Annotated in this window: 14 protein-coding genes; 12 read left to right on the plus strand and 2 right to left on the minus strand. The window is 25.8% G+C overall.

The window, feature by feature from the left end; genetic code table 11:
• The first annotated feature begins 2 nt into the window (after window positions 1-2).
• The 4 genes from JJC01_04230 to JJC01_04245 all read left to right on the plus strand — a co-directional run bounded on the left by JJC01_04230 (window position 3) and on the right by JJC01_04245 (window position 7,037).
• On the plus strand, window positions 3-1,133 hold the full coding sequence (locus JJC01_04230) for an AAA family ATPase (GenBank protein ID UDN59075.1): 1,131 nt from the start codon (window positions 3-5) through the stop codon (window positions 1,131-1,133).
• 3 nt (window positions 1,134-1,136) lie between these two features.
• Window positions 1,137-2,546 carry a hypothetical protein gene (locus JJC01_04235; protein ID UDN59076.1) on the plus strand — a complete coding sequence of 470 codons (1,410 nt, stop codon included), beginning with the start codon at window positions 1,137-1,139 and terminating at the stop codon, window positions 2,544-2,546.
• Window positions 2,547-2,778: 232 nt separating this feature from the next.
• Window positions 2,779-3,276 (plus strand): CarD family transcriptional regulator, encoded by a 498-nt coding sequence (locus tag JJC01_04240; GenBank protein UDN59077.1) that lies wholly within the window; start codon window positions 2,779-2,781, stop codon window positions 3,274-3,276.
• 2,405 nt (window positions 3,277-5,681) lie between these two features.
• Window positions 5,682-7,037, plus strand: a complete 1,356-nt coding sequence (locus JJC01_04245; protein ID UDN59078.1) for a peptide MFS transporter — start codon at window positions 5,682-5,684, stop codon at window positions 7,035-7,037.
• Between the two features lie 204 nt (window positions 7,038-7,241).
• On the opposite strand, the gene JJC01_04250 is transcribed toward JJC01_04245, so the two are convergent.
• Together JJC01_04250 and JJC01_04255 are read right to left on the minus strand one after the other, a co-directional pair.
• Window positions 7,242-8,123 (minus strand): PhzF family phenazine biosynthesis protein, encoded by an 882-nt coding sequence (locus JJC01_04250; GenBank protein UDN59079.1) that lies wholly within the window; start codon window positions 8,121-8,123, stop codon window positions 7,242-7,244.
• Entirely contained in the window at window positions 8,116-8,862 is a 747-nt protein-coding gene (locus JJC01_04255) for a TrmB family transcriptional regulator (GenBank protein UDN59080.1), read from the minus strand. The genes JJC01_04250 and JJC01_04255 overlap by 8 nt, the downstream gene beginning before the upstream one ends.
• A 369-nt stretch (window positions 8,863-9,231) precedes the next feature.
• Here JJC01_04255 and trxA point away from each other — a divergent pair, with 369 nt between their 5' ends.
• The 8 genes from trxA (at window position 9,232) to JJC01_04295 (ending at window position 19,278) form a co-directional block, all read left to right on the plus strand.
• Entirely contained in the window at window positions 9,232-9,549 is a 318-nt protein-coding gene (gene trxA / locus JJC01_04260) for a thioredoxin (protein ID UDN59081.1), read from the plus strand.
• A gap of 1,066 nt (window positions 9,550-10,615) precedes the next feature.
• Complete coding sequence (locus tag JJC01_04265) at window positions 10,616-11,287, plus strand: response regulator transcription factor (protein ID UDN59082.1); 672 nt, start codon at window positions 10,616-10,618, stop codon at window positions 11,285-11,287.
• The gene (locus JJC01_04270) at window positions 11,275-12,339 is read left to right on the plus strand and encodes a HAMP domain-containing histidine kinase (protein UDN59083.1); all 1,065 of its coding nucleotides are present in this window, start codon (window positions 11,275-11,277) and stop codon (window positions 12,337-12,339) included. Before JJC01_04265 ends, JJC01_04270 begins: the two co-directional genes overlap by 13 nt.
• 57 nt (window positions 12,340-12,396) lie before the next feature.
• Entirely contained in the window at window positions 12,397-13,767 is a 1,371-nt protein-coding gene (locus JJC01_04275) for an FtsX-like permease family protein (GenBank protein UDN59084.1), read from the plus strand.
• A 10-nt stretch (window positions 13,768-13,777) separates the two neighbouring features.
• Window positions 13,778-14,464: an ATP-binding cassette domain-containing protein gene (locus JJC01_04280; protein UDN59085.1), complete on the plus strand. Its 687-nt coding sequence runs from the start codon at window positions 13,778-13,780 to the stop codon at window positions 14,462-14,464.
• A 791-nt stretch (window positions 14,465-15,255) separates the two neighbouring features.
• Window positions 15,256-16,092, plus strand: a complete 837-nt coding sequence (locus JJC01_04285) for a PRD domain-containing protein (GenBank protein ID UDN59086.1) — start codon at window positions 15,256-15,258, stop codon at window positions 16,090-16,092.
• A 434-nt stretch (window positions 16,093-16,526) separates the two neighbouring features.
• Complete coding sequence (locus JJC01_04290) at window positions 16,527-18,104, plus strand: PTS transporter subunit EIIC (GenBank protein ID UDN59087.1); 1,578 nt, start codon at window positions 16,527-16,529, stop codon at window positions 18,102-18,104.
• On the plus strand, window positions 18,097-19,278 hold the full coding sequence (locus tag JJC01_04295) for a pyridoxal phosphate-dependent aminotransferase (GenBank protein ID UDN59088.1): 1,182 nt from the start codon (window positions 18,097-18,099) through the stop codon (window positions 19,276-19,278). Before JJC01_04290 ends, JJC01_04295 begins: the two co-directional genes overlap by 8 nt.
• Window positions 19,279-19,289 lie beyond the last annotated feature (11 nt).

Genomic DNA, 19,289 nt, shown 5'->3' on the forward strand with positions numbered 1-19,289 from the left:
AAATGAATTTTATAGATACATTAAAAAGCGTTGACTTAATATTATCCACTGGAGAAGTACCTCTAATAGTTGGTGAAAGTGGGATAGGAAAAACAGCTCTAGCAAAAAAACTTGCCAAAGAAAATAATTGGAGTTTGATTGTAATTGATGGAAATCTACTTAAAGAGGGTGAAATAGGAGGTCTTCCAACTATAGAATCTTATGTAGGAATTAATTCTAATGGATATAAGACAGAAAAGAAAACTACAGTATATGCTGTTCATAATAAATTAAGAGAAATTGATGAAGAAATATCTAAAGGAAAAACAGTTCTTTTATTTATAGATGAGATAAATCGTTGTGAGCATACTGTACAACAAGAACTTATGAATCTAATTTTAAATAGAGAAATTAATGGATACAAGTTACATGATGATGTAAAGATTTTAGCAGCAATGAATCCATCAAGTAAATATGGTTCAGATTTCGATTATCAAGTTGTAGATATGGATTCAGCTCAAGAAAATAGATTTGTTTGGTTAAATATGGAGAGTGACCATACACAATGGTTGAAATGGGCAATAGATGAAGGAATTGAAAAAAAGATTATAGAGTTTATTTCAACTTTCCCAGAATATCTGCATAAAACAAATGAAGATGATGTAAGAGCAACTCCGAGAAGTTATGAGAGAGTTTCTAAAATTTATAAAGTTTATAAGGACAAAAAGAAAGCAATTCCTAGAACAGTATTTCTAAATGTTATAAAGGGGAATGTAGGTAAGGTTATAGCAGAAGAGTTTATAAGTTTTATTGAATCAGATTCTAGTCCATTGATATCTTATGAAGATGTTTTTTTAGGTGATACTATTGATGAACATCTTGTAGAAAGAGTAAAAAATGAAAGTCATACAAGACTTTATTTATCAGCGATAAATATTCTAAAAAACTTAGAATTAAATATGAAAAATGATGAGTATGAATCAAAATATTATATTGATAGATTTATTGAGTTCTTAAAAATATATCCTATAGATTTAATGATAGGAATTATGAAGGATATTAGAAATAGCTATATTGAAGTGTATAAAAAAGCTATAGAAAATGAAGAGTTTGTAAAATCTTACTTTGAGTCATATCGTTTAATAAGGGGATAATATATGGAAAATTATTTTGATAAGCAGGCAAAAGAACTCTATATTAAAGCTAGTGAAATTATAAATACTCATTCTATGTTAAAGGCAAATCGTGCTAATGAGAAATTTGAGGTAGATATACCAAAAGATTTTAAAGATGAATTTTTTAGTCTTGTAGATAAAGTTAGCTTAAGCCTTATGGAAGAAAAAGATAATTTTTATGGCTATTTTTTGTTTCAGATGTCAAGAGAGATAAGATTTGATATAAGTAGTCCTACAGGTGTGAATTTTAAAGGAGCTAAATACGTCATATACTTTAATCCAATAATTTTTTTAACTCTCAGTATAGAACAGATGGAAAGTACAATAAAGCATGAAATTTATCATATAGTATCTATGCATTTGGTAAGAGCAAAAGAATTAAAAGGAAAGTATAGTACATTAGCCATTAATATGGCAATGGATATAGTAGTAAATAAATATTTGAATAATTTACCACCATATGCTACTACTTTAGAATGGGTAAATCTAAAATACTCTCTAAAGCTAGAGCCATATGAACCTTTTGAGTATTATGTAGAAAAGATTCAAACTGAATTAGATTTGTTAGAAGAGGATGAAGATGGTGAAGAAGATGATAGCGACAAGTATGGAACTATAGAAACTGATTATAGACCAGAAAAAACTCATGATATATGGGAAGAATCCGATGATATAGATGAAAGAACTCTTAGAGAATTTACAGAGAAATTTATTGATAGTTCTCAAAAAGGTAAAATTCCAACACACTTAGAAAACATGATAGCAGCCCTTAAAAATAGTAAAGGCGAATTACCATGGAATTTATATCTTAGTAGGTTAATGGGAACTGTTGAAAACAATAAAAAGAAGACTATAACAAGGAGAAATAGAAGACAGCCTAATCGATTAGACTTAAGAGGAGAACTTAGAAGTCATAAAGCAGAAATAGCCGTTGCTATTGATATAAGTGGAAGTATTAGTGATGAAGAATTTAAACAAGCAATTAAAGAAGTTCTTAATATAGTTAAAAATTATAATCATGAAATTACTATTATAGAGTGTGACAGTGAAATTAGACGTGTATATAAAGCAAAAACTATAAAAGATATAAAAGATAGAGTTAAAATAGGTGGAGGCACAAAATTTACTCCAGTTTTCGAATATGCTAATAATAAAAAGATTAACTTATTAGTTTACTTTACTGATGGTAAGGGTGAAAATAAGCTACAAGTAATACCTAGAGGTTATAAAGTTTTATGGGTTATCTCTGGAAATGGAGATAAACTTTCACTGAGAGAGCATTATGGAGCAGTTAAAAAACTTAGTAAAGTTGAAACAAAAGATGATATATTAGAGATAAACGATATTAGAAATGATGGATACTCAATGAATAGTCAAGCACCAATTTTATAAATATTATAATGGGTATGATTGTTATGATTTGTTCGATTGTTATGGTTTACTTACTATCCAAATTAATGAAAAATACATTGATTAATAGTCAATGTATTTTTTATTATTTAAACAATAAAAGTTTTACTTAGCTTAAACTCTCAAAATATGGTACAATTAGTATATAGTAGATAGTTTTGATGATGTAAATTCAGTTGTCAAAACTATTTTTTGTTAAGGATGGTGAGGTTTTGTGTTTAAGATTGATGATTATATAATGTACGGAATGACAGGTGTTTGTAAAGTTTTGGACATAACAAACGAAAAAATTACAAATGGTGTACAAAAAGAATATTATGTATTAAGTCCCCTTTATTCTAATAATACAATAATAAAAATACCTGTTGATAATAAGAAAGTTCCAATGAGAAAGATACTTTCTGAAGTTACTGTGGCTTCGCTAATAAATGATATACCTAATATGGATACATCATGGATAGATAATGAAAAAATGAGAAGTGAGCAATTTAAAGTGATGCTTAGAAGTGGTAAGTGTGAAGAGTTACTTAAATTAATAAGAAGTATATACTGTAATAAAGAACATATAAAATCTCTTGGTAAAAAATCACATCAAGCAGACGATAATATGATGAAAGAAGCAGAAAGATTATTAAACGAAGAGTTTGCAACTGTTTTGAATATTTCTCCTGATGAAGTTACTTCATATATATCAAGTCATATACCGCAATAAAGTATTTTTTATATTATCTCCTACTTAAAAAGTATAGCATAGTTAAAACTATAAAGAAAAAGAAAATAATATTTAAATATAATTTTACAATAAGTATTTATGAATATTTTATTGCTATTTTTAATTATTTCAGAATATTATTTATTCGCATTGTTTTACTAAAAATTGAATATATAATATTATAGGAATTGTTAAAATGATGTTTATAATATACAATTCTTAAAAAATTAAATTATTATTGAAAATACTTTTTAATCAAGGGGATGATTGAATGGTAAGTTTAATAAGCATGTTGAAAATCTGAAGTAAAATTAATAATATTATAAGAGTATTATCATTTAAAATATATGACAATATAAAATATATTCTAGTGTTAATTGATAAGGTGACTACTATATTAAATAGAAGTCACCTTATTTAATTTTACCTACATCGTAAAAACTTATATTTTATTAAAGTAAAATAGGCTCATTTAAGTTACACATAGTTTTAATTTCTATGTAAAAAATTTTATTTTCAGCTTCATATAAACAAACTTTTAACTTAAATTTATCCAGATTATTATTTTTATATTATTGCTAGAATTAAGTATATTACGAAGATGTTTTTAAATATTAACATTAAATTATTTGGAATTATACTAATATAAACATAAGCTATATTTATTATAAATACTACAATTTAGCTATTTATTTAAGAAATAATTATTTTTTATAAATGAAAACATAGATTAGATAAATGCTTCTAGCTTAGAAGAGTACATTATAAATATAATCGACAAAATAAGACTAAATATATCTTTATAATTTGAATTGATATATTTGCTGTATATTTATAGTGTAACTTGAAAAATTATAGATATACAAAATTTAGAGTATTTCTAAAATAGTAATATATAATAATTACTATAGTTTGTTTTTAATCAAACTTTTTTATTTTAATTAAGTAAATATTAAGTTAACAGATAAAAAATGATGGATTTTAAGGAATTTAAATTTATTAAAAAAGTATTTACTACTTTTGTTGTATTTATTTAACAATTTTATTGATTGTGTATTTAGAATAATTATGATTAGGTGTAAATTTAGAATTTATAAGTTTAAGAAATAAAGTTATATCTTAAAGGTGAAGTATCTCTACTATTCTAAAAATTAATGAAATTTATTAAATTAATCAAAAAAATAACAATCATTTAAAAGTTAAAAATAGTTAATTAAAATTGATTAGAATATCCTTTTTTTTTATTTTATCATTGATAATATTTCTTAAATAATAAATGTTATTTGGTGGAGTATAGTCTAAATAATATAAGTTGCATATCAAAAACCTATCCAATAAATAATATGAATACATAGAACAACAAAATTTCATATCTAAAAAACTATTTTGAGACTTAGTTTAACTTATATTTCCAGACAAAAAAATTATATAATATACTTGACAAGTATAATTTGATTTATTCTAATTATTTACTGTCGATTATTCGATTTTTTTCTTATTTTTTTGTTGCATATAAGTATGTGTTTATGGTACGATTTACATGGTGAAATAAATAAAGGGAGGTGAAAAATAAATATTCGTGAAAAAGTTTTCAAATTGAGGTATTTTATGGTTAATAAATTATAATAGTATCACCTCAATTAATAATGTCAAAGCGAATATCTAGGTAATCACTTTAAAACAACAGTTTTTATATTTAGGTTCACAGAATTCATGTGTATGTTTAACAAGAAATAAATTTAATCTGTGAAGAGATAGTAGTTTATTTATTTAAGTTGACAAGTAATTGAATGAAGTATTTAGAAATTTTTCAAAAAAATAAAGACAGTATTTATTTGTATAAATACATGTTGCTTTATTCAAAACTCCTTTAAAAAGGCAATAGTAAGGTGATTACACCGTTTGCCATAAAAGGAGGAATTTAGTTTGTAAAATACTATCAAGTAAAAAAATAAGAATTGCATATAGTAAAGAGTTTCACATTTAATTAGTAGTAGTTAAATTAGAAAAAATTACTAGAGTGATGAATTTAGAAGTTAGATATAAAATTATCCATTGTGTTATGGCAATATTGTATTTAAGCTAAATAATAATTAATGAACTAATAATTTATAGTTTGGTTTTTTGTGGTGTCAATTTATAAAGATAACAGGTTATAAATATACCTGAAAATAATGAATTTATATAATTTAAATTTATAGCTATATTATTTTGAATTTATTGACAATAAAGATGTTAATCTTTATTCCATGAAAACATCTAGATTCTACAAATAAAAACGCAATTATCTTAATAATTATTACGAATTGTTTTACAAAACAATATCACCATATCTTTCATTGAAAGAAAGAGTCTGGATAAAACGTAGAAAATATAAAAATACAATTAAGAAAGGATTTAAACTTATGAGCACAACAGTAAATAAAAAGGGTAAATTCCCTATAGGATTTTATATCTGTGCAACAACTTTCTCGTTTGAAAGAGCAGCATATTATTCTGCAAAGTTTTTAATTTATATATTCCTTACAACAGCAATTGTTAAAGGTGGTCTTGGAATAGATAAAGGACAAGCAGCTATAATGCAAGCTAACCTTGTTGCATTCACATATCTTGCGCCAATAATTGGAGGATATATATCAGATAGATGGATAGGAGCTAGGTATACTATACCTATAGGTATGCTTATCATGGGGATAGGATACTATCTTGGTTCTATTGCAACTACAGCTTCTATGGTAAATGCAATGATAATTCTAGTTTCAATTGGTACTGCATTCTTTAAAGGAAATGTATCAGCAGTAAATGGACAACTTTTTGATAATCAAGAAGAACTTGATACAGCATTCTCAGTACAATATTCTTTTGTTAATATAGGTTCTTTCATCGGAACAACAGCAGTAGGTATACTTTATGCCAATACATTCATGAAAAATGGAGTATATGGTTTCTCTCAATGTTTCTTCATAGCAGCTGTTCTTTGTGTAATTGGTGCAATATGGTTCACATATGGATGGAGATTCCTTGGAAATGCAGGAAAAAGACCTTTTAAAGAAGGTGTGGTAGCTGAGAAAGTTGAAGAAAAAGATAATGCTCCTCTTACAAGTATGGATAAGAAGAGAATTTGGGCTATTATACTTATTTCATTCTTCTCTGTAATTTTCTGGTTATTCTGGTATCTAACTTATCTTGCAGTTTATGATTATGGTGCAGCGTTTGTAAACATGACTATTGGAGGATTTGACATTCCTTTAGCTTGGTTTGACTCATTAAATGCACTTGTATGTATTGTACTAGGTCCAGTTCTTGGAGCGTTATGGTTTAAACTTGCCAGTAGACCACAAGGTGATATAAGTTTATTTAAAAAGACAGGTCTTGGATTAATATTCTTAGGTCTTGCATTCTTAATGCTTGTTGGAGCAGAGCTTACAAGAGGTGTTGGAGCTCCTGAAACTGTTAAAGCTAGTATAATATGGATAATTATGTTTGGTATACTTCTAAGTTTTGGAGAAATGTTATTCTCACCACTTGGGAACTCTTTCGTAAGTAAGTATGCTCCTAAAAAACTTCTAGGTGTTCTTATGGGAGTTTGGACATTTGCTACTTTTATAGCTGGTCAAGGATATGGATATATATATGCATTTACTCTTAAATTTGATATGATTAAAGTATATACTATAATTCCAGTGATACTATTTGTTGCAGCTATATTATTATTCTTATTTGACAAGACATTAAGTAAACTTGTTGAGGAAGATAACTAATCAATAAATAACTATTATACTAATGAGATTAATTTAGTATGGTTATATTGTATTAGATTGATATAAAGCTAATTGTTAATAATCATAAAGTGTTACTTTTTAACACGATATATGGTGAAATAAGTTTGTTAAATAAAATATATAAATAAAAATACTAGTCAATTAAGACTAGTATTTTTATTTATTGTTAAATCAGATAAAGAATTAATACACAATTTCTCCACTTAAAATAGTATAGGCGCTTCCTCCAATTTTTACAGAAGTGATATCATTGTTTTCTTTACATATATTTACATATACCTTTCCAGGTCTATTTATGAAGTTTCCTTCTTCACCAATAAAGTCAGTTTTATCTAAAATATTGTGTTGTACTATATAAGATGATACACAAGCATTGCCAGTTCCACATACAGGGTCTTCTGTGACTCCAACATATGGAGCTATAGATCTTAAATGATAGTCACAATTTTTATCTATAGTTTCTATACAAAATGGAGTTATTCCAATTAGATTATTATCAGCACTAAATTCTTTTATTTTATTTAAGTCTGGAGAAATATTTTCTAAATCATCTAGAGACTTTAATCCAAAAACAAGCCACCAAATTCCTGTATTTACTTTCATAATTGGATATTCAAGAAGTCTATCTTCTTTTACACCTATCATTTGTGCAATCTCTTTTTTATAGCTATTTAGATTTTCGAATTTAGGAGGATTTTGTTCCATCATAAATATGTTTTCATTATCTATTTCCTTAAGTTCTACAGATAGTACACCAGCTTTTGTCTCTTGATAAAAGATATTCTTATTAGTATTAAGTTTTCCTTCTTCTAAAAGAGCATGGAATGTTCCTATTGTAGCATGACCACACAAGTCAACTTCTAAGCCAGGTGTGAAAAATTGAACCTTGAAATCTGCTACATCAGATTCTGAAACAAATGCAGTCTCTGATAAATTCATTTCCTTTGCTATATTCTGTTTGATTTCGTCAGAAATATTGGATGCATCAGTGACTACACCAGCAGGATTTCCTCCAAAAGGTATTGTTGTAAATGCATCAACTTGTTTGATTTTAACTTTATTCATCTTTAAGACCCCCTTTTATTTTTTGTGAAATATAAATTTCATGTTGTATGTATTGATTTCCAATATATAAAATATTAGAATTTTTTGTCCAAATTGAAATAGCTTCATTACCTTCAGATAAATTTCCTGTTAATATTTCAGACTCATCTACAATTAAAAGAATACCTTTATAAAGTTTTTTGTTTTTAAGTGTAGTTTCATTACCTCCATGGATATGAATATTGCTTAGACCTTCTATCTTTTTATCTTCCAAAAGTAGTATTTCAACATTAACATTTTTTTTAGAAGCAGTTAAAAGCTCATCTTTTAGGTCTAGAATTTCTTCATGAGAACAAGAAATTATAATTTCTTGTTTGGCGTTATTTATCATTTCGATTGCTTTTTTTAATATATTTTTAGAGCTTTTTATGTTTAAAACATATTCTATACTTTTTCCTTTATTTAATATCTGTAAGTTGTTTTCTAGTTTGTCCATAGAATTATTGAATTCTTCTTTTTTACTTTTTAGTAATTCATTAGGGTTTATAGGTACATATTTTATAGGGTCAGTTTCAATATTGATAATTATATTATTGTTAAGTAATTTTGTTATATTTTCGTAGACTTTTGATTGTGGTACACCTGATAATTTACTTATTTCATAACCAGTTAGAGGGTTTTCCTTTAGTAATGATATGTAGATTTGTGATTCATATTTGGTAAATCCTATGTTTTGTAGTTCGTTAACTATAGTATCCATATATAAACTCCTTTAACAAAAGTATAATAACTACCTTAGTAGGTACTAATATTATTTTATAATGTATATATATAATTGTCAATCATACAAAGCAAAAAATTAAGTTATAAATTAGAAAAGTTTTTTAGTATATTTTTGAAATGAAGCTCAAATTTAGTTAACATATATATAAAATTTACAGATTTCTATAATTACTACATAAGTAACTATTGAATTTTCATAAATAAGTTTAATTAATGTTTGATTATGATGATAATCTTAAGAGTGTTAAAAATAGATGGTTACAAAAAAGTGACTAATTGAACTAGTACATAAGTCGTAGTATATTAATATCAAGAAAACAATAAAATAATAAAGGAGATATATATTATGGCAAAAATAATAAATAACAATGAATTTATAAATGAAGTAAATAACAAAGATGGATTAGTAGTGGTGGATTTCTTTGCTACATGGTGTGGACCTTGTAAAATGTTATCACCAGTATACGAGGCTTTAGGAAACGAAATGTCTGAAAAAGCAAATTTCTTAAAAGTAGATATAGACCAAAGTATGGAATTAGCCCAAAAGTTTGAAATTTCTACAGTACCAACTGTAATAATATTTAAAGATGGTAAACCTATAGATAGATTAATAGGGTTTATACCTAAAGATAATTTGAAAAATAAAATTGAATCATATATATAACTAATTTCAATTATATATATAAATAAAAAACTCATCATAAAATGAGTTTTTTTATTTATAAGATTTATTTATGTAGTTACAAATAAGTGCCTAATTGTCAGTGATATTGGCTATTGATATTATATTTATATAAAAGAAAAAAGAAAGGTTACTAGAAAATAGGTGAGATTATGAGATACGACATTGCAATAATAGGAAGCGGACCAGCAGGGCAAGGTCAAACTGCTGTATCTAGTGCAATTTCACATTTAGATAAACAGAAAATAAAAAAATCTGTACTTGTTGATACTTATTAAGTAAAAGTAAATAGTAGTACTAGTGGTTATAACTATAAGTTTATATTTATAATATAGTTAATAAATTTTTACATATATTTGAAATTATTATAAGTATTTATTGTTGTTTTATACAATATTAAAAGAAGTATTTAAAGTTAATAAAATAGAAATTACAGGTATTATTTATTTAATACACTCCCAACACCAAAAGAAGTTATTTCAAAATAAAGATTTGACTACAGAAAAAAGTGGACTTTATCAGATGAGTCCACTTTTTTGTAAAGTGTTGAATAGTCTATATGTAAATAAAAAGGGTATCTCATTTATAATTTAAGAATATTGTAAGACATACCCTTTTTAAGTGTGCAATAAAATTGTCTTTTTAGCTATTACTTATCTATTACTAAAAAGGAATAAAAAAATTTTATTTAAAAGCCAAATTTTTAATAGCATATAAATAATTCTCTTTCGTATTTTTAAATTTAATAAACTCAAGTTTTAGTTATGAGCTTGTTTAATATAGGTTATGTTCTTGTAAAGAATTTTGTTAATTAATTCTTATTAATCTATATTTTGGAATTATTAAATATGATGAACAAGTTAATAGTTATATTGGTAGAGATATTAAATAGAATAGTAATTAAGCATAAATTTGACAAGTATGAATATTTGAATAATAATAAGGTTAGATTTTATATAAGAATTAAATAATTATAATATAATTAACATTCAATAAACATTAATTATATATAATGATTAAGTTGATATTTTATTTAGGAGATGATTATATGAGAGTATTAATAATAGAAGATAATAAAGAGCTTTCTTATAATATGAAGATAGGGCTGGAAAATGAAGGATTAGTAGTAGATATAGCAAATTGCGGATTAGATGGAGAAGAGAAAGCATTTATAAATGACTATGATGCTATATTATTAGATTTAAATTTACCAGATAGAGATGGAATAGAGATATTAGAATTTTTTAGAAGTAATAATCTAAATACTCCTATAATAATTGTAACAGCAAGAGATGGAGTAAATGAATTGGCAAAAGGTCTTGATTTGGGAGCTGATGATTATATAGTAAAGCCATTTCAAATTATAGAATTGAGAGCTAGGATACAAGCAGTTATAAGAAGATTTTATGGTAGGACAAATTCAAATATAGAGGCAGGTCCTCTTACAATAAGTCCATCATCTAGAAAAGTGTATGTGTATAACAAAGAAGTAAACTTAGGAACTAAAGAATTTGATATAGCAGAATATATTGCAAGTAGATATCCAGATATTGTATCAAGTATAGATATATCAGAACATGTTTATGATGAATACTTTGACCCATTATCATCTGTATTAAGGGTGCATATAGCTAGATTAAAAAAGAAATTAAGAGAAGTTGCAGGAAAAGAGATAATAATAACTACTAGAGGGATAGGATATTCTATATGCAAGGATTAAAAGATAAAAAAACTATAGTTTTAATTTTATATTCTGTTATAGTCTTTATAATTTTTACAGTAGGTTTGAAATATATTATAAATATATCTAATACAAGTAAAGAATTAATAGCTAATGATTCAAATTCATATTATGGAACGAATATAGATAATACTTATAACACTATGGAAGATAAGACTTTAGATAAAAGATTAAGTTTTGATTATAATATTGTACTTAATAGTAACTTTAATATAATTATAATGTTATTTTTTGCCTTTACAGTAACCTCTAACTTTATCCTTTTATCAATATTGAATAGACTAGAGTTTAAAGAAAGAATGGAGATATTAAATAATATAAATAATATAGAAGATGAAGACGAAGTGTTGAGTATAGACCCTATTATGTCTAAAGTATATAAAGATTTAAAAGATAAATTTGATTCTCATATTGAAGATTATAAAAGATTAAATTCATATTTATCTCATGAACAAAAAAATGCCATAGCAATACTTAGAACAAGCTTAGAATTAAGCGGAAATGAAGAACTATTGAATACTCTCAATAAAGTTGCAAATAATGTAGAAGATGTACTTGCAATAAGTGATACAAAAAATAATGAAGATATGTATGAAGTTGACATAGCTTTAATATGTGCACAAGTATGTGACCACTATTCTAAAGTATATGCTAATTTAAGTTTTGATTTTGATGAAGATGAAAATATGAGTATCTATGGGAAAGAAAAGTGGATTTATAGAGGTGTATCCAATCTTTTAGACAATGCAATAAAATATGGTGAAGGTAAAGATATATGTGTAAATGTGAAAAATCAAAAAGGTAGTGTTATTGTATCAGTAAGAGATAATGGCATTGGAATGAGCAAACAGAGTATGAAAAAAATATTTTACGATAGATATAGAATAAATGAATTAAATAAAGATGGATATGGTATAGGTCTTAGTTTAGTAAAACATGTATGTAACTTATGTAATGGATTTATATGGGTAGAAAGTGAAGAAGGTAAAGGGTCAATTTTTTATTTAGTATTTAAAGAATATAAAGAATAAATTAAGATAGATATAATAACTCTAAGACACTATTGAATTGGTAAGAGGAGATGTGAAGTGTATATTTTAAATAATGCAATCAAAAACTTACTTAGAAATAAATTGCGTAATTCATTTAGTACAGTTGTTATATTATTGATGGTCTTAGCAATATTAATTTCCTCAATAATAAATTCAAACGTTAATGTGATAAAGGCGAATTATGAGAAAAAATTTGAATCAGAAGTTCAAATTAAGCTTGATGCTAAAAAGATTGTTCAAAGTGATTCAGGAGAATCTCTAATAAAATATAGTAACTTGAGTGTAAATGATTATTTAAATTTTGCAAAGTCAAAATATGTAAAAAAAGTATCTTTTATTGGAAATATCACAGCACACTTTGATAATAAAAAATATAATTCTAATGATGACAGACAAATCTTATATGATGATATGAGGGCTGAAAATTGCGGGATTATGGGATATACAGAAAAGAATGAAAGTCTTAAGCACTATAATCTGGAAAAGGTAAAAGGGCGATTATTTCAAAAAGATAATGAATGTATGGTAAGCGAAGAATTTATTGATATTAATAAGTTGAAAATTGGAGACACGATATCTCTATTAAGTGATTATAGTACTAATACAAAACTGAATTTAAAAATAGTAGGAACATATAAGAAAAAAGATAATAAGAATGTTAACGATATAGAAATAGCTCAAGATGAAAGTATATATGATAATATATTAACTACGTATAATACTTTAGTAGAATTTGAAAAGAAGATTGAATCAGAAAATTCAATAATTTATACAAATGCTAGGTTTTTATTGATAGACTCTAATAGTAGAAAAGATTTTGAGAAAGAGGTAAGAGATAAAGGTCTAAGTGACATTTATAAAGTTACTATAGATGAGTTTGCGTACAGTAAATTAATAACTCCAATGCAACATTTGTCTAATATAGCTTTTACAGTTACGCTTGGAATATTAATATTAGGTTCGATATTATTGATGATAAATTCTATAATATCAATAAAAAAAATAAAGTATTACATTAGTGTGTTAATATTAACTGGAATGCCTAAATTTAAGATAGTTCAGAGTTTCATATGTGAAAGTATTATGATAACTTTAGTATGCCTTATACTTGGAGGAGGAATTGTAAGTATATCAGCTTCAAAACTATCAAATTATGTTTTTGAATATCAAAATCAATATAATGTAATACATAATGTTGATTTACTGAATAATAGAGAATATAAAAATATAGATATAAATAGTGATGATATCAAACAAGAAATAAAAAGTTTAAGAGATAAATTGATTCCAAATCTGATATTTAAGATAATTATTGTAGCGATAATATTGATATTATTAACTAGCATAGTGGCCATATATAGTACAATTGTATATAAACCAATACAGATAATTTATGATAGAAATTAGGTGATGTAGATTGGTAATACTAGAACTGATAGATGTTAATTACAAGTATGAGGGAAGTAATAAATATGTATTAAAAGATGTAAGTGCCAAATTTGAAACTGGAAAAATGTATGTTGTTATAGGAAAGCATCAGGCAGGAAAGAGTACTTTGTTATCTATAATATCAGGTCTTGATGATTACACTGATGGAAGTATTATTTATAAGGGTAAGGATTTAAGAAATATAAATAAGGATATGTATAGAAATAAAGATATAGGAGCAATATTTAAAGATTATAACTTATTAAATAATGAAACTATTTTGGAGAATATGTTTTTACCAATGAGAATTAGTGAAAATAAGAAAAAGAATAAGAGGGAAATAGCATGTAAAATTCTACAAAAGGTAGGAATTGATAGAGAAAAAGTACTGGATAGAGTAGAAAACTTATCTTATTATGACAAACAAAAAGTGTGTATTGCTAAGTCATTATCTAATAATCCTGACCTAATAATATGTGATGATATTATAGAGAGTACAGATGATAAACGTGAAGAAAATCTAATAAATGTGCTTTACAATTTGGCACATAAAGATAATAAATGTGTGATAATAACAACAAGTTCAGAGGAAGTTGCTTTATTTGCTGATGAGATATGGGGAATAAATAATGGAAAATTAATGTTTATAAAAAGTAAAGAAAAGAATATGGATTAAACTTTAAAGAAGTTGTTTCAGTTTAAATTGAAATTATATGAAAAATATTTAAATTACACGAAAATGAGCTACAGTTGGGGGGAACTGTAGCTCATTCTATTTTGGGGGAGATAGGTTGAACTTATTGGTTATCCGTATCATATTTTTAGTATAGTCACTTATTTTAGATTATATACATTTTTTTATAAATTTTACATAAAATGTTAAATGTTATAATTGCTTAGATATTATTAGAAGTGATAAAGTTATAATTAGAGAAAATTAATGAAAAAATGTATTATAAATAATTGGAAAATATTATATAAGGTATTAAAATATTAATGTATTTACAGCAATTTAGGAAAAAATACGAAATCTATTCATAAATACAAAATAAAAATATAATTTAAAAAATATTTGATAAAAATTTCATATAAAGAATATTTTATATTAATCTCATTTTAGGTATATCTATTAAAAAAAAACTTATAATACAATATAATTTAAATTTCAATAAATACTTAATAAATGCGCATTTAGATACTTGAAAATACTGGAAAATATATGGTGTAATAAAAAATCTTGAATAACTTTAAAGAATTGAATATATATAATAAATATTTAAATATATTTGAATAAAAAAATACAAAAAACGACAATTATATAGTGCACAATTAAAATATTTTGCAATTGTAGTATTATAGGGGAAAATGCAAAATATATGCGAAAGTGAAATTTTAAATATTGACATTAAATTAAATATAATATACTATGTAAGTGTGATGAAACATTTTTTTCAGAGGGGATTTATAGTGAATATAAAAAAAGTATTTAATAACAATGTAGTAGTAAGCTCCCTAGAAGATGGCACAGAAATAATTGTAACTGGTGCTGGAGTTGGATTCAAGAAAAAAGTAGGAGATTTGATAGATGAAAGTTTGATTTCTAAGAAATATTTTGTTCAAGATAATCAAAAAGACAAATACAATCAAATACTTAATAAAACCTCAATTGAATATTTTAAAATTTCAGAAGAAATTATAGAAAAAGCTAATGAAGTTTTAAATACTCAAGTAAATGATTCAATAATATTGGCTTTAACTAGTCACATAGAATTCGCTGTCCAAAGAGAAAAACAGGGTATAAAATTACCAAACCTGATACTTAATGAAACAAAACAACTTTATAGAGAAGAATTTGAATTTGGATTATGGGCAATTGATGAAATTGAAAAAAAGATAGGTATAAAGTTGCCTGAAGATGAAGCAGGCTATATTGCTATTCATATAATCAATGGATTAGAAAATTCTCAAAAAGATGAAGGTATTAATATACTAGAGTTTTCAAAACAAGTTGTTCAGATAATAGAAGAAGTACATGGATTTAAATTAGATGTAAACTCACTGAATTACTCTAGGCTTATAACTCACTTAAAGTTTTTCGTTCAAAGAATTTTAAGAAAAGAAACTTACAAAGATAGTGATGTTGAAGATATGTATAAACTAGTAAATAAAAACTATAATAAACCTAAAGTATGTACTGAAGAAATTGCAGCATTGGTATTAGACAGATTTGAATATAAAATTAGTAAAGAAGAAGAATTATATCTAATGATTCATATAAATAAAATAACAAACAGTGGTTGTTAGGATTGTAACTGATAAAGCAGGCAAAACCTAAGTCATTGAACTTAATTTTAGTTAAGTTTTTTGATTTAGGCTTTTTTATTGAATACAGACAGTGACTTTTAGGATTGTAACTGGTTAAGCAGGCAAAACCTAAATCATTGAACTTAATTATTAGATTAAGTTTTTTGATTTAGGTTTTTTTATTAAATAAACACAATGGCTTTTAGGATTGTAACTGATTGAGCAGGCAAAACCTAAATCATTGAACTTAGTTATTAGATTAAGTTTTTTGATTTAGGCTTTTTTATTAAATACAAACAGTGACTTTTAGGGTTGTAACTGGTTGAGCAGGCAAAACCTAAATCATTGAACTTAGTTATTGGATTAAGTTTTTTGATTTAGGTTTTTCTATAAATTAGATTATGTTTTTTATATAAAAATAGGAGGGTGAAAATATGAAAAAAAATAAGTTAGGTCTATGGAATTTCTTCCAAATGTTAGGAAAAACGTTTATGTTCCCAATAGCATTACTTAGTGTTTCTGGTATGATGCTAGGTCTTGGGGCTGGTTTTACAGATCCTAAGATGATTGCAATGGTTCCATTTCTAGGAAATGAATATGTTAATATGATTTTAAATTTCATGTTAACAATAGGATTATTTGCATTTAATAACTTGGGAGCATTATTTGCAATGGCAATTCCATTAGGATTATTAAAAAAAGAAAAAGAGTTTGGTGCATTTTCAGGTTTAGTAGGATTTATAGCAATGCATATAGGTACAAATTTTTATTTAACAAGAGCTGATTTATTAGTAGCAGCAGACCAAATGTCAACTAATGGTCAAGCCATGATTATGGGTATACAAACATATAACACAAGTGTTTTAGGTGGTATTATAGCAGGTTTAATTGTTTATGCAATGTATGATAAAGTTAGTAATTTGAAAATACCAGAATCACTAGGATTCTATAGTGGACCAAGATTAGTTCCAATTGTTAGTTTAATAGTTATGAGTATTGTGGGATTATTAATACCTATTGTTTGGCCACCATTTTTCAATGCGTTCCAAAGTTTAGGAAGATGGATTTCTTCAGCAGGGCCATTAGGATATTTCTCATATGCAGTAGCTGAAAGGGTTACAATACCATTTGGATTAAACCACCTTGTAACATCTGTATTCCGTTTTACACCAATAGGTGGAACTGCTGTTATTGATGGAGAAACATACTTTGGAACATTGAATATGTTTATGGCATATGTGGAGAATAATCAGATTATACCTCTTGATTTAGCTGGTAAAATGGAGCAAGGTAAATTAATGATTCAATATGGTTTGGCTGGAGCTGCATTAGCTATATATCGTACAGCAAAACCAGAAAATAGAAAAGCACTTAAAGGACTTTTAATATCAGGAGTGTTGACAGTTATTATAGGTGGAATAAGTGAACCAATAGAGTTTTTATTCTTATTTATCTCACCAGCATTATTTGCTTTCCATACATTTATGAATGGTTTAGCAAACATGGTACTTCCATACTTAGGTGTATTAATGGGATTCACAGGAGATTTAATAGCATTTATAAGTTTTGGAGTCTTGAGAGGAACAGCTACAGGATGGCCAATAGCAGTATTAGTAGCAGCTTTATACTTTGCAATATATTACTTTGTATTTAAATGGGCAATTCTTAAATTTAATATAAAAACTCCAGGACGTGAAGATAAAGAAATAAAAGTTTCTGAAGGAAATGGTTCAGATTTTAAAAATCTATCTACATACAAAGGTCAGCAAATGATAGCAGCACTAGGAGGGAAATCTAACATACTATCATTAGACAATTGTGTAACTAGATTACGTTTAAAATTACAAGATGTATCACTAATAAATGAAGATGCAATTAAAGAAGCTGGTGGTATAGCAGTTGTTAAATTAGATGAACACACAATTCAAGTAATTATAGGTACTCAAGTGTATTCTTTAAGAAAGCAAATGGATAAGGCGATGGAAGGTCATTTGGAGGAATGTAATGATTAACTTTGATAAAAAAGTAAACCGATTGGGTACATATTGTACCCAATGGGATTATGTAGAAGATAGATTTGGAAAAAAAGGATTACTTCCTTTTACAATATCAGATATGGATTTGGAATTTCCAAATGAGATAACAGAAGTATTGAAAGAAAGATTAAATCATAGAGTATTAGGATATAGCAGATGGAAGCATGATGATTTTAAAGATTCTATCAGAAATTGGTACTCTAAGAGATTTAATTGCAGTATTGATAGCAATTGGATATATTACAGTCCAAGTGTAATGTATTCAATTAGTAAACTCATTGAAATTTTTAGTGATGAAGGAGATGGAGTATTACTAAACACTCCTGCATACAATGCTTTTTATGAAGTAATAGGAAATAACAATCGCAATATTATAAAATCTCCTCTTACAAATAAGAATGGATTTTACTCTATTGATTTTGATGATTTTGAGAAAAAATGTAAAGATTCTAAGATATTTATTTTATGCAATCCTCATAACCCAACAGGTAGGGTGTGGAGTGAATTAGAGCTTATTAAGATGGTAAGGATTTGTAAGGAAAATAATGTAAAAATAATATCAGATGATATACATATGGATATTGTATATGATAGTAAAATGACACCTGTTTTAAATGTGGCAGACAATTATTTGGAGTCTATATTTATTTGTACATCAGCATCTAAGTCTTTTAATATACCAGCATTGACTGGGTCATATGTAATTATACCTAATGAAGAGATAAGAACTAAGTTTGAAAATATAACTAGATATCGTGATTTTGTAAATTCACCAGCTATACTAGCTATTTTGGGAACAATGACTTGTTATAATGACTGTGAATATTGGCTAGATGAGTTACTGAAATACATTAAAGAGAATCTTCAATATACAATTAACTATATAGAAGATAATTTAAAGCCATTAAAATTGGTTATGCCAGAAGGGTGTTACTTTGCTTGGATTGATTTCTCGGAACTTAAAATAAGTAGTGAAAAATTCCAAAATCTATTAATAGATATTGGTGAAGTTGCTATTATGGGAGGCAAGGTATATGGAGAAGAAAGTGAGTTTTATTTGAGGTTAAATGTGGCATGTTCAAGAGAAAAACTTGAAGATGGTTTAAATAGAATTAAAAAAACTATAGATTATATTGCAAAAAATATTTAATATAGAAGGGG

Origin of the sequence: Clostridioides sp. ES-S-0010-02, assembly GCA_020641055.1 — a bacterium.
Lineage (GTDB): Bacteria > Bacillota > Clostridia > Peptostreptococcales > Peptostreptococcaceae > Clostridioides.